13 protein-coding genes are annotated in these 12,319 nt (G+C 33.3%); 8 read left to right on the top strand and 5 right to left on the bottom strand.

The features are described from left to right. Positions 1-18: 18 nt before the first annotated feature. From ABJI11_RS05670 to ABJI11_RS05660, 3 genes are all read left to right on the top strand, one after another. Positions 19-942, top strand: coding sequence for a TIM barrel protein (locus ABJI11_RS05670; RefSeq protein ID WP_348350226.1), 924 nt, complete (start codon positions 19-21; stop codon positions 940-942). A 1,550-nt stretch (positions 943-2,492) separates the two neighbouring features. Then, the gene (locus ABJI11_RS05665; RefSeq protein ID WP_348350224.1) at positions 2,493-3,227 is read left to right on the top strand and encodes a LytTR family DNA-binding domain-containing protein; all 735 of its coding nucleotides are present in this window, start codon (positions 2,493-2,495) and stop codon (positions 3,225-3,227) included. Between the two features lie 101 nt (positions 3,228-3,328). Beyond that, positions 3,329-5,218, top strand: a complete 1,890-nt coding sequence (locus ABJI11_RS05660; RefSeq protein WP_348350222.1) for a tetratricopeptide repeat protein — start codon at positions 3,329-3,331, stop codon at positions 5,216-5,218. Here ABJI11_RS05660 and ABJI11_RS05655 read toward each other — a convergent pair. Continuing rightward, positions 5,211-5,780, bottom strand: coding sequence for a DUF3109 family protein (locus ABJI11_RS05655; RefSeq protein WP_348350220.1), 570 nt, complete (start codon positions 5,778-5,780; stop codon positions 5,211-5,213). The two genes, ABJI11_RS05660 and ABJI11_RS05655, sit on opposite strands and share 8 nt — an antisense overlap. A 115-nt stretch (positions 5,781-5,895) precedes the next feature. Here ABJI11_RS05655 and ABJI11_RS05650 point away from each other — a divergent pair, with 115 nt between their 5' ends. Together ABJI11_RS05650 and ABJI11_RS05645 are read left to right on the top strand one after the other, a co-directional pair. Then, positions 5,896-6,474, top strand: a complete 579-nt coding sequence (locus ABJI11_RS05650; protein ID WP_348350218.1) for a MarC family protein — start codon at positions 5,896-5,898, stop codon at positions 6,472-6,474. Positions 6,475-6,510: 36 nt separating this feature from the next. Further along, positions 6,511-6,714: a hypothetical protein gene (locus ABJI11_RS05645; protein ID WP_073241746.1), complete on the top strand. Its 204-nt coding sequence runs from the start codon at positions 6,511-6,513 to the stop codon at positions 6,712-6,714. On the opposite strand, the gene ABJI11_RS05640 is transcribed toward ABJI11_RS05645, so the two are convergent. From ABJI11_RS05640 to ABJI11_RS05625, 4 genes are all read right to left on the bottom strand, one after another. Further along, a complete protein-coding gene (locus ABJI11_RS05640) occupies positions 6,711-8,336 on the bottom strand; it encodes a S41 family peptidase (protein ID WP_348350264.1) in 1,626 nt (541 codons plus the stop codon). The genes ABJI11_RS05645 and ABJI11_RS05640 overlap by 4 nt on opposite strands. A 14-nt stretch (positions 8,337-8,350) precedes the next feature. After that, the gene (locus tag ABJI11_RS05635; RefSeq protein WP_348350216.1) at positions 8,351-8,788 is read right to left on the bottom strand and encodes a dCMP deaminase family protein; all 438 of its coding nucleotides are present in this window, start codon (positions 8,786-8,788) and stop codon (positions 8,351-8,353) included. A gap of 86 nt (positions 8,789-8,874) precedes the next feature. Beyond that, positions 8,875-9,459 (bottom strand): HupE/UreJ family protein, encoded by a 585-nt coding sequence (locus tag ABJI11_RS05630; RefSeq protein ID WP_348350214.1) that lies wholly within the window; start codon positions 9,457-9,459, stop codon positions 8,875-8,877. A gap of 22 nt (positions 9,460-9,481) precedes the next feature. Further along, positions 9,482-10,222, bottom strand: coding sequence for a TerB family tellurite resistance protein (locus ABJI11_RS05625; protein WP_348350212.1), 741 nt, complete (start codon positions 10,220-10,222; stop codon positions 9,482-9,484). Positions 10,223-10,352: 130 nt separating this feature from the next. Between ABJI11_RS05625 and ABJI11_RS05620 the strand changes: the two genes are divergently transcribed. From ABJI11_RS05620 to ABJI11_RS05610, 3 genes are all read left to right on the top strand, one after another. Further along, entirely contained in the window at positions 10,353-10,763 is a 411-nt protein-coding gene (locus tag ABJI11_RS05620) for a BrxA/BrxB family bacilliredoxin (protein WP_036151229.1), read from the top strand. A 234-nt stretch (positions 10,764-10,997) separates the two neighbouring features. Next, the gene (locus ABJI11_RS05615) at positions 10,998-11,582 is read left to right on the top strand and encodes a lysophospholipid acyltransferase family protein (RefSeq protein ID WP_348350210.1); all 585 of its coding nucleotides are present in this window, start codon (positions 10,998-11,000) and stop codon (positions 11,580-11,582) included. Continuing rightward, a complete protein-coding gene (locus tag ABJI11_RS05610) occupies positions 11,579-12,259 on the top strand; it encodes an HD domain-containing protein (RefSeq protein ID WP_348350208.1) in 681 nt (226 codons plus the stop codon). Before ABJI11_RS05615 ends, ABJI11_RS05610 begins: the two co-directional genes overlap by 4 nt. Positions 12,260-12,319: the final 60 nt, after the last annotated feature.

Genomic DNA, 12,319 nt, shown 5'->3' with positions numbered 1-12,319 from the left:
ACTTTAAATCAACCACTTATGAAAAGAAGAAGTTTTATTCAAAAATCTGCATTAACTACAGGTGCTATTTCCCTTAGCAGCACACTAACTTATGCAGGCACACTGAACAACAAGCAAAATCCCCATAAGTATAATTTAAAATATGCCCCTCATTTAGGTATGTTCAAAAACCTTGCTGGCGAAGATCCTATTGACCAGTTAAACTTTATGGCCGATCAAGGCTATACTGCATTTGAAGATAATGAGATGCGTAAACGACCTGTTGAACTACAGAATAAAATGGCTAAAACCATGAAAGAACGCGGTTTAGAAATGGGGGTATTCGTAGCACATGAAATACACTGGAAAACAGCTAATTTGGCATCGGGTAATCAAATCAAAAGAGAAGAGTTTTTAAATGACATAAAAAGTTCTATAGAAGCTGCCAAACGGGTTAATGCCAAATGGATGACTGTAGTACCTGGCCATGTAGATCTTAAGTTAAAAATGGGGTATCAGACAGCAAATGTCATAGAAAGCCTTAAGCAAGCTTCTGCGTTACTAGAACCACACAATATTACCATTGTATTGGAACCTTTGAATTTTAGAAATCACCCCGGATTGTTTTTAACAGATACTCCACAAGCATTTGAAATTTGTAAGGCAGTAAATTCCCCTTCATGTAAAATTTTATTTGACATCTATCATCAGCAAATTCAAGAAGGAAACCTAATCCCTAATATGGAGGCCTCTTGGTCAGAGATAGCTTACATTCAAATAGGAGATAACCCTGGTAGAAACGAACCTACCACAGGCGAAATCAATTACCACAATGTATTTAAATGGATCCATACACAAGGTTTTGAAGGCATACTTGGTATGGAGCATGGCAATTCTAGAGATGGCAAAGAAGGCGAATTAGCTGTTATTGAAGCATACAAAAAGGTAGACAGTTTTCTATAGCTTTTCATTGTTTAAATACTTCACAAAAGAGCTATAATTGTATTTCATCGAGTAGTTGCTCTCTTTTCGATGAAATACATATTCAATATGTAAGAATTTACCTACTTATTCGTTCTTTTGTATATGTCCCAATACCTACAAGCAGTACTCGTCTATTCCAGTTTACTTCTGGTCTCAAAATTATCTTTTTATATTTATAAGAAGGTAAAGTCCAATTCCTTTAATTTGTTATTGATGAAACTAAACTACAAATGGTTTAACCTTAAAAGTGCCATAAGACTAACTTTTCACAGTCTTTTTAACGATACCATTAAATTTCCGTAATCCATAATGTCATTTTACACAGTATACAACTTATACTGTAGTACTTTAACCATGGAAAACTATATCACCATATTAATGATATATGCAGCTGTGCTACTTTTTTCTATAGCATTAAAGCCTTATATCAAAATAAATAAGCATCCCCTTACTTAACCTCGGCTTAGCCGTATATAAAAAAGACCCCATAATATGGGGTCTTTTTTATTCTCTTACTGTAAATAAAACTTAAAATTCAAGCATGCCGTAGTTCTATTTTTTGCATCATTTTGAAGTATTAAACCGATTTCTGGCGCATAAAGCTTTTCTATGTTATTATTTAAAGAGAGTAAGTTACGTTTATGAAATAATAAGACATAAAAAATGTACGGCCCCACTAATGTTTCTATTATGAAAAATGCCCACCAAGTCTAATAAAGGTAGTTCCCCCGAAACCTTTTCTTAGAACGTAATCATACGACGAATCGTAGTTATACTTATTTTGGCGCTCAAACATTAGATATAAGATAACATACACTATCTTATAAAGAACCGTACTATATTTTAACTTTAAACTTTTTTACCCGTATTGAAAGAGCTATTTATTTTCAATAACCCTCCCTCTGAATTTATTAACTGTACTTCTAACTTGCCATCGACTTTATTAGAAATACTTTCAGTGATTAATATATCACCATATCATATTAAAAGGGTAATTAAACTAATAATACTAATATCTGCAAAACTGTAAACTCCGCTGAAACTTTTCATCAGTCGGTTAATGTTTTTGCTTAATTTATAGTTATTGTCTTTCTATATTTTATTTTTGAACCTCAACAGAAACAGTTAAATTCTCATTTAAACCTTTTTCATCTTCTGACATAAGTTGAGAGGCAATCAATAAGACCACTATAAATAATGTCAACATTATGCCACATTTTCTCATGTCTAATCCATTTATAACACACTGAAGTTCTTTGCTAAAGGTAAATTTATGCTTAAAACTGGTAGACCTATTTTGTATAACTTGTCTCTTTTTATGTATAAACGGAAATCAAAAAAACAAGAATATATTAAAATATATGAATTATAGTCTTTTTACCTCTTTTTTAAAGTTTGTAATAGCTAATGTACACTTGATTCAAAATATACCGATTACACTAATATTTCTTCCATTGACACAAATTAGCAAAGGAAAATAAAACAAGCGCTTAATTTTTCATAACTTTCTAACTTGATATCCTTTTTTTATGTTACAAGCTGTAATCGTTGATGATGAAATTAAAGCCCTCCAAAGCTTAACTTGGGAGCTCACTAACTTTAGTGATGAAATTAACATAATAGCATCTTTTACAAACCCAAACGAAGCACTTGCCTATTTAGAAAAACACACGCCTGACTGTTTATTTTTAGATATAGAAATGCCCACTATGGACGGTTTTCAATTTATTAGAAAGCTTACCAATAAAAATTTTCCTGTAGTAATTACCACAGCATATAATCAATATGCCTTAAAAGCAATCAAAAGTCAAGCATTGGACTATCTTTTAAAGCCTATTGATACAGATGACTTAGAAGAGACAATTGTCAAAATTAAAAAATTCAACAGCAAAAACTTCTCTGTCGAAGATTTAGAGATGGCACTTATAAATTACAACTCTAGAGCTGTACACAAACGCATTACACTAAACACAGACGGTAAACTGTTATTTTTAGAAAGCGATGAAATATTGTACGCTGAGTCAGATGGAAATTACAGCACTATATTTTTAACTGACGGTCAAAAGATTGTGCTTACTAAAAAACTCAAAGAAGTTAATGAATTACTACCATCTGATTCATTTTTTAGAATTCATAATTCATACATAATCAATTTAAATAAGATAAAAGAATTTTTAAAGACAGATGGATATGTTATCTTAAAATCAAATCATAAAATACCTGTATCAAGGCAAAAAAAATCAGATTTTTTAGACATGCTATAATTCATTAATTTGGTTTTTTTACATATTACTCAAGCTTTTTCCATAAACATATAGTGTATAAATTCAATTACAAAATTCTAGTCTTTCTTCTATATACTTTTGTGCTCTCGCATAATAGTTACTCCCAAGACTTTTCTAATGATTTACAAAATAATTTAGACAGTTTACTGGTATCTACTCCCCAGACATGTCAAGAGATAGATAAGTTACTTGGCAGTTTTACCAACGACAGTACAGCCCTACGCAATATTGAACAAAAATCCTTTCAAAAAAAATACTATTCTGGACAAGCTTATGCTTTAAATAATCTTGGTAGTATTTACCGAGACCTTTCTTTGTATACCAAATCTCTTGAACTTTACCAAGAAGCCCTTAAGGTAGCTGTAGAAGCTGATAATATTGAATTTAAAGTATACAGCCTAAATATGATCAGCACGGTCTATAGACGAACAGACGCCTTCAAATCTGCTTTAGATTACAGTCAAGATGCATTAGAACTAGCAGAGACTGTAGAAAACCCTAGTTTAGGTCTAAAAAGAAGCATTATCGTATCATTGAATAGCATAGGTGGCATTTATCAAATGCTTGAGCAATACGAACTGGCTATAGAGAAATATGAAAAAGCCATGGTTTTAGAAAAAGAATTGGACGATAAACTGGGCTTGGCAATAAATCACCTGAATTTAGGAGAATGTTATGAATCTCAAGGAAATCTTCAACCTGGCTTAAAACATTTCAGGAAATCTTTGGTGTACTATGAAATTATAAACTCTAATAACGGTAAAATTAAATGTAACTATAACATAGCCCACATATATGTTCACCAAGGTAAAGTGCAAGAAGCTATTGACATTTTGCAGTCTAACTTACTTAAAGCCATTTCCCTTAACGATCAAAAAATTGTTACAACTATTTACATTAATCTTGGTTGGGCACAAATTAGATTAGAAGACTATGATGCCGCTGAAACAAATCTAGAAGCTGGTCTAGCACTAGCCGAGAAATATCAATTTAATGTTGAAATAGCAGATGCAAATAAATTCTTGTCTGAACTTTGGATAAAGAGAGATGATTATGAAAAGGGCATGAAATATTTTAAAGAGTCTAAAAAGTATGAAGAGCGCATAACAAATACACTCAACTTAAGATACGTAAATGATATGATTTTAAGGTATGAGTCTCAAATAAGAGCCAATCAACTAGAGCGTCTTGCCCAAGAGAACGAATCTGTTCGTTTAAGGTTGAAAAAGAATAAGACTATGCTTATCATCATCGGTATTTCTTTGATTCTATTAATTGGTATTTTATACATTCTATACCGACAGAGTCAACTAAATGCAGACAAAAAATTATTGACTTTAGAACAAAGTATGCTACGTAGTCAAATGAATCCGCATTTTTTATTCAACTCACTAAATTCCATCAAATTATATATCATAAATAATGAAAAAAAGAATGCAGTTCATTATTTAAATAAATTTTCAAAATTAGTCCGTAAAATATTGGAAGCTTCTTCTCAGCGAGAGATATCACTAGCTGAAGAACTTGAAACTGTCGAACTATATATGAATATCGAAAATATTAGATTTTCAAATGAAATCAACTTTAATATTCACATCAAGGATGACATCGACCCGCATCACATTAAAATACCTTCACTCATACTACAACCTTTTTTAGAGAATGCCTTATGGCACGGACTATCATCTAAAGATGGTCGTAAAGACATTGACTTAGAAATCAAAAAAGGAAAAAACGGATTTATAGAAATAGTCATTACCGACAATGGTGTAGGTAGAGACGCAGCAGAGAAAATTAAAGATAATAAATTACTAAAAAGAAAATCTGTTGGTATCGATATTACGAAGGAAAGATTAGCAAATTTCTCACGAGATTATGAAAATTATTTTCATGTAGATATTATTGATAAGTTTGATGATGCCACCAACCCAATAGGCACACAAATTGTAATATATATACCTACTATTTAAGATGGTCTTCAGCGACTTCCTCTAACTCCTTATACCACGATTCACCAAATTTTCTAATTAAAGCTTCTTTGACGAATTTATAGATAGGCACTTTTAATTCATCGCCTAAAGCACAGGCGGGATCACAAATTTGCCATTTATGGTAGTTAACCGCTGTTAACTCCGTATACTCGCGTACTCTTATAGGGTACAAATGACAAGAAACGGGTTTTTTCCAATCTATTTCTCCTTGATTATAGGCTTCTTCAATACCACATTTAGCTACTTTCTTTTCATCAAAAATAACGTAGGCGCACTCACTACCATTTACCAATGGAGTTTCCCACTCCCCATCTTCTCCTTTAACAAAAGCACCATGTTCTTCAATAACAGCAACACCTTCAGGTCTTAAAAATGGCTTTACTTTAGCATAGATATCAACCATTATCTCAGTTTCAGAATCTTCCACGGGTGCACCCGCTTCGCCATCTACACAACAACCGCCTTTACATGCGCTAAGATTACACACAAAATCGTTTTCTATTATCTCTTCAGATACTATGGTTTTCCCTAATTGAAACATAACCTAATTTAAAGGGCGCAAGATACATTTTTTAAAAAGTATAGGTATTAGAAAATTTCAAGAATAAACATCCAAGTGGATAGTTATAAACGTAAATTTGCAAAAAATATGAAGCATGGATTTTCATTTTGATTTAAGAGAGATTGCCACCGCTAGTATGGTGCTATTCGCCGTAATTGATATTTTGGGCAGTATTCCCATTATTATTGGTCTTAGAAAAAAAGTAGGTCATATTCAGTCTGAAAAGGCATCGATTGTCGCTGCCGTAATTATGGTCGCTTTTTTGTTTCTTGGAGATGAAATACTAGGTTTAATCGGTATTGATGTAAATTCATTTGCCGTAGCAGGAGCCTTCATTATCTTCTTTTTGGCCATTGAAATGATTTTAGGTGTTACGCTATACAAAGATGACGAACCTGAAAGTGCTTCTGTAGTACCTATCGCCTTCCCTTTAATTGCAGGGGCAGGTACCTTGACCTCATTACTTTCTTTACGTGCAGAATATTATGTTGAAAATATTATTGTAGCTATTATCATCAATATTATTTTCGTTTTTATTGTGCTGAAATCATCTGTAAAAATTGAAAAGATGTTAGGTAAAAACGGAGTAAATGTTATTAGAAAAGTATTTGGGGTAATTCTTATGGCAATAGCTGTTAAATTATTTGCAGCAAATATTAATGAACTTTTCTAGACCGTTAGAAGGTTGTACTTTTATAAAAACAAGTTTATGAGCAAGACATTATCAATAATATTCATAGTAATTGCAGTGGCACTTATAGCCTATAATGTTACTCTAGTGAATTTTACCGACCCTTTTGAGAAAAATAGTACTATAGCGTTAATTGGTATAATGGCATCGTTATGCGCCATTGTACTTCTTTTGGTATTCGTTACCAGTAGAAAAATTCAAGATAAGATCAATAAAGATTAGTTGCTGGCGTTAATTTCTGCAGCCTCTTCTTGCTGAATTACACCGCCATCTAATTCCAGTATCTTTTGTAGCATAAGATCTTCATCTGCCTTAATTTTAGCATGTATATTGGTATTAAATAACTGCTCTGCTATATTGGCTTTTAAAAATCGTTTAATACTTTGCTCATAGTCATAGAAATTCATTCTCAAATTTCTATCTACTGAGTATGCTACAAATTTTTCAAAGAGTATATCATCAACCCTAAAATCTTTCACAAATTCTTCTTGGGTATATTGAGCATATCTTTCTCGATCTTCATCTAAATGCTCAAATACAAAAAAGGACAAGAAACCTAAATTATCCATACTCTCAACAGCTTCTTCTTCATTGCTACCAATAGGGACAAAGACATCAGGAATAATACCACCACCACCATATACTACTTTTCCTTTAGGTGTGGTAAACTTTAAAGAATCTGCTACTTTAATACTATCTACAGAAATCATTTCACCGCTATGGAATCTATCTGTAAACCGTTGATAATAATCTTTGGTACCATTAGCGTACGTTTTTTGAATACTTCTACCCGTAGGGGTGTAATATCTAGAAACGGTAAGTCTAACAGCAGAACCATCGCCTAAAGCCATTTCTCGCTGTACTAAGCCCTTACCAAAAGAACGGCGACCAACAATAGTACCTATATCATTATCTTGTAAAGCACCTGCTACAATTTCACTAGCAGAGGCAGAACGCTCATTGATCAATACATATATTGGCTTATCTTCAAAACTACCATGATCGGTGGCAAAACTTTTGTTAATCTTTCCTTTCTTGTTCTTGGTAAACAAAATCAATTTACCATCTTCAAGAAACTCATCTGCCATTTCTTCTGCCATACCTAAATAACCGCCAGGATTATCACGTAAGTCTAACACCAATTTGCCGGCACCACGCTTTTGTAATTTCACCAAAGCATCTTTAAACTCCTTGTAAGTAGATTCTGCAAATCTGTTCACCTTTATATAACCAATATCTTTAGTAAGCATGTAAAAGGCATCTACACTTTTTAATGGTACAATGCCGCGTTTTACTTTTACTTTGAACGTTCTATTTTCAGATTTTCTAAATACGGTAAGATTAATTGAAGTACCTTCTTTCCCTTTAAGTTTCTCGACAATAATTTCACTGGGAAAATCTTTTCCGTATAACGTGTCATTATCTGCCATAAGAATACGGTCACCTGGTAAAATTCCTTTAGAATAACTTGGACCGTCTTTCACTGTTTTTATAACTGCAATAGAATCATTATAAGAATAAAAGTTAATACCTATACCTACAAAATCTCCCTTCATATTTTCGGTTACACCAGACATTTCTTTTTCTGAAATGTAGACCGAATGTGGATCTAATTTTTCTAAAATACTATTTACAGTAACATCTACAATACTATCTGTATTTACATCATCTACGTATTCATAGTCAATGAAATCAATAAGTCTGTTGAGTTTATCTTTTTTTGAATTGGTAGAAAATAGACGTTCTGGAGAGTCATTAAAATTCAGTTTTCCGCCTATAAAAAACCCTAATGCAAGCGCAGAAGCGATAATTAAAGGAAAAAGAGCACTGTATTTTTTATTCATCATTAGTGTTAACGTTATATCGTCACATTTATTTCTGGCATATGTTCTATTTCTACTCCAGCTTTCTCTAAAAATTTTAAACCAGAGTCGTCTTTATAGCCTACTTGATACACTACACGTTTAATGCCAGACTGGTGTATAAGCTTACTGCATTCTCTACAAGGAGATAAGGTAATATATAATGTTGCCCCTTGACAAGACTGTGTTGAACTAGCTACCTTAAGAATCGCATTGGCTTCTGCATGCAAAACATACCATTTGGTATACCCATCTTCATCCTCACAATAATTTTCAAAACCTGTTGGTGTACCATTATATCCGTCAGAAATTATCATCCTATCTTTCACGATAATTGCACCTACTTGTTTTCTTTTACATGAAGATAATTTACCCCATTCTTTGGCCATTCTTAAATAGGCCATGTCATATTTTAGTTGTTTTTCCTTCTTCATTTATAATATGCTTTGCTAAAGCACTTTGCCCTAAGGTACCTGCTTTGAATAGTACCGGCAATAGCTTAGGCTAAAATTTAACAGTCTTAAAACGGAAATGTTTCATAAAGTAATGGAATCGTGATTAAAATGATTAAAATACTACCCACCATTACAAATAAACTTTGTTTTACCTTAAATATCGTCTGAACCATATAAGCCAATAACAACACTAAAAGCACAATAACTACCTGAGATAATTCAATACCGCCAGCAAAACCTAATAAGGGAGCTAATTTATCATCTTCTCCCATAATCATCATTTTAAAATAATTAGAGAATCCGAAACCATGTACTAAACCAAAAATACCTGTAACCAAAACATGAAACCAAATAGAGCTATCATCTTTTTTATCGGTACTGCCCACTAAATTAAAAAGTGCTGTACTCACTATAGTTACAGGAATCAAGAATTCTATCCAGCTAGCATCAATCACCAATATTTCAAATACCGAAAAAACCAATGCCAAACAGTGAGTAATGGTAAAAACAGTTGCTAATAGTAATACATTTTTCCAGCTCTTAAATCTAAACGGAAGCGCCAAAGCTGCCAAAAATAATATGTGATCATATGCATTAATATCCAACACATGTTGTAAGCCTAACTGTATATAAAACCAAAATTCTTGCATTGTATTAATTGTCTTTAAAAACTTAATTTAAACCTCGTTCTTTTTGAATTGTTTCGTAAGCCGCCTGTACTTGCTTAAATTTCTCTTCAGCACCTTTTTTGATGGCTTCATCTTTTGTATTCACTCTATCCGGATGGTATTTTTTAGCCATCTCTCTATATGCCTTTTTAACTTCGGCATCTGTAGCAGATTTTTGAATGTTCAAAATTTTATAAGAGTTGTCCGCAGATTTTACGAACATGGCCTTTATACTATCAAACTCATTCAACGATACTCTAAGGTAGCCGGCAATTTCACGAATTTTCTGTACCTCAGGATTACTGATATTACCATCTGCTTGAGCAATACCGAATAAAAAATGAAGCAATTGCAAACGTACCTCATAACGTGTACGCTGAGCCAAAAAAGTACATACCTTCTGTGCAGATATTTGCCCCTTCTTATTAATTTCATTAAAACTTCTAAAAATAGCGTTGGCTTTATCTTTACCATAGGTACTGACAAAATACTGGCGAACATAATCCATTTCAGATTGGCTCACTTGTCCGTCTGCTTTAATCACTATAGAACATAGCGATAACAAATTCAATTCAAAATCTGCCGCAGTAACATTTGGTCTTGTATAATCTTCAAACACACTACGAGCACTACCTTTATTAGACCCAAAAAAGCTGTCTATAATACTACCTGCAAAGAAACCTAATACCGCTCCAGATAATCCTCTAAAAGAAAAGCCTATTATAGCTCCCAACCATTTAATCATTTCGTATTCTCAATTTTGCCAAAGATAAAATATTACGAATAGAAAGTTAGGCCAATGAAAAGTTAAGGTCTGAAGCAGTGCTGCGACTAATTGATTATCTTTGTAATAGTTTAATTAAAACATTAAGAATATGTACCCTGCGGAATTAGTAAAACCAATGAGAGATGATCTGGCTTCTGCCGGATTTGAAGAATTATATACAGCAGATGCAGTAGCAAATGCCATCAATAAGGAAGGAACAACTTTAGTAGTTGTAAATTCTGTTTGTGGTTGCGCAGCGGCAAATGCAAGACCTGCTGCCAAAATGAGCTTGCAGAACGATAAAAAACCTGACCATGCAGTAACGGTATTTGCTGGTGTAGATAAAGAAGCTGTTGATGCGGCAAGAAACCTTATGGTTCCTTTCCCTCCTTCTTCGCCATCTATGGCATTGTTCAAAGATGGAGAGCTTGTTCATATGATAGAGCGTCACCATATAGAAGGTAGACCAGCTGAAATGATCGCTCAGAATTTAGCACAAGCTTACGACGAGTTTTGCTAAATTTTACAGCATAAAATATATTCCTACAAAATAATAGGATTAAAAAACCGCTCTAATTGAGCGGTTTTTTATTTTTGTAAGATGCAGAAGTTGCTTTCTTATATCATAACCCCCTTTTTTTTCGTGGCATTTGGGCTATGCCTGCTTATCTTTCATCCTATCCAATGGCTAGGTTTTAAAATATTTGGCTACAATGGTTTAAAGCCAACGGTTAGCAAATTGAACTTTTGTTTAATGCGTAGCACTAATATTTTAGGCACTACATACAACTTTACCAATAATTTTGATTTACCAACAGATAGACCTTTAATCATTGTTACCAATCATCAAAGCATGTACGATATACCGCCCCTGATCTGGTATATGCGTAAATACCACCCTAAGTTTGTAAGTAAAAAAGAACTGGGCAAAGGCATACCTAGTGTATCATTTAATCTTGTTCATGGTGGTTCTGTGCTTATTGACAGAAAAGATGGTAAATCTGCCATCATGGAAATAGGCAAACTAGGTGCTTATATTGAAAAGCATAATAGAAGTGCGGTAATTTTTCCTGAAGGCACCAGAAGTAGAGATGGACACCCAAAGCCATTTAAACCTATGGGACTTAAAATGCTCCTTAAAAAAGCACCGTCTGCCTTAATTGTTCCAGTAAGCATTAATAATTCATGGAAACTGGTTCGTTTTGGGCAATTTCCGATGGGATTAGGTGCCAAGGTTCGCTTAGAAGTACAACAACCTTTAGAGAACAAAGGCAATTTAGATGACCTTATTCAACAAATTGAAGCATCCGTAGTTAGCGGGATAAATTCCTTTAAATGACCAATTCAGAAATTGTAGAAGAAACTATAACATTTGTCAAAGAAACGTTGAAAAATGCAGAAGGAGGGCATGATTGGTTTCACATACAACGCGTATTCAACAATAGCATGTTAATTGCAAAAGAGGAAGATGATATAAATATTTTGATTGTTAGCTTAGGTGCACTTCTACATGATATTGCAGATGCCAAGTTCAATGATGGTAATGAAGCCTTGGGACCCAAAATGGCAGAAGATTTTTTATTGAGCCTTGGTGTACCTAAAAGAACAATTAACCATGTAACCAATATTATCAAATACAGTTCATTTAAAGCTAGCTTGACCGATGGCAAGATGAAAAAGAAGCTATTTACATCTAAGGAACTCAAAGTGGTCCAAGATGCCGATCGTTTAGATGCTATTGGCGCTATTGGTATAGCTCGTGCATTTAATTATGGAGGTTTTAAAAATAGAGCTCTCTATGACCCTAGCATACCGCCAAATCTAGAAATGACGAAAGAAGAATACAAAAAGTCAAAAGCACCAACTATAAATCATTTTTATGAGAAATTATTGCTCTTAAAAGACAAAATGAATACTAAAACTGGTAAGCGATTAGCGGAAGAAAGACATCAGTATATGATTGATTTTTTAGAGCAATTTTATCAAGAATGGAATCCCTTAAAAAATTTAAGTTAAATTATACTTTATAATTCATTATTAAAAAAGGGTCTTAACTTACGCTAAGACCCTTTTACA

It is taken from the genome of Maribacter sp., from assembly GCF_039968975.1.
Taxonomy (GTDB): domain Bacteria; phylum Bacteroidota; class Bacteroidia; order Flavobacteriales; family Flavobacteriaceae; genus Maribacter.
Note: the sequence above shows the minus strand (reverse complement) of the source record. Positions and strands in the feature narration are given on the sequence as shown.